Annotated in this window: 2 protein-coding genes; one reads left to right on the forward strand and one right to left on the reverse strand. The window is 69.7% G+C overall.

Features of this window, described 5'->3' with window-relative positions; all coding sequences use genetic code 11:
- Positions 1-205, reverse strand: a 205-nt coding sequence (locus AACY45_RS28495; RefSeq protein ID WP_339548807.1) for a hypothetical protein, incomplete at its 3' end; no start/stop codon positions are given.
- On the opposite strand from AACY45_RS28495, the gene AACY45_RS28500 reads away from it, so the two are divergent.
- Positions 204-455 (forward strand): hypothetical protein (locus tag AACY45_RS28500; protein WP_339548808.1); only part of this gene is annotated, 252 nt, incomplete at its 3' end. The genes AACY45_RS28495 and AACY45_RS28500 overlap by 2 nt on opposite strands.

Here is a 455-nt window from a genome sequence, read left to right on the forward strand (position 1 = left end):
CTCCCGGCACCGAATGAAACCGTGCAATGCGCATGCGCCCATCGCGGCATGGCGCGCAGCGGCCGTCGACAAGGCGGGGCATATCCTCGCCGCAACTCTCGCATTCGCCGGGAATGCCTTCGGGCACCGGGACGCGGGCGGCCGCGATCGCGCGGGCGAGGTGTTCGCTTTCCAGTTGCTGGGCGGCGTCGACGAGATCAACCATGGGTGGCGCTTTCGGGAAAGGGCAGCCCGACCTGGCGGGCATAGGCTTCGAGGTCGCGCGCGCGGGTGCGCGCATCGGCGATGCGACGGGCGAGACGACGCCAGAGTTGATCGCGGGCATCGACCAGACGACCAAGTTCATGATCCTGATCGCGCGTGCGGTTGCGACGGCCGATCGCCTCAAGCTCGGCGATGCGCGCGTCGCGACGCTGGAGGTCAGCGAGGCCCATCGGTGCCCCCGGCGTGTGTCC

It is taken from the genome of Pseudomonas sp. RA_35y_Pfl2_P32 (genome assembly GCF_963970735.1).
In the GTDB taxonomy this organism is placed as follows: domain Bacteria; phylum Pseudomonadota; class Gammaproteobacteria; order Pseudomonadales; family Pseudomonadaceae; genus Aquipseudomonas.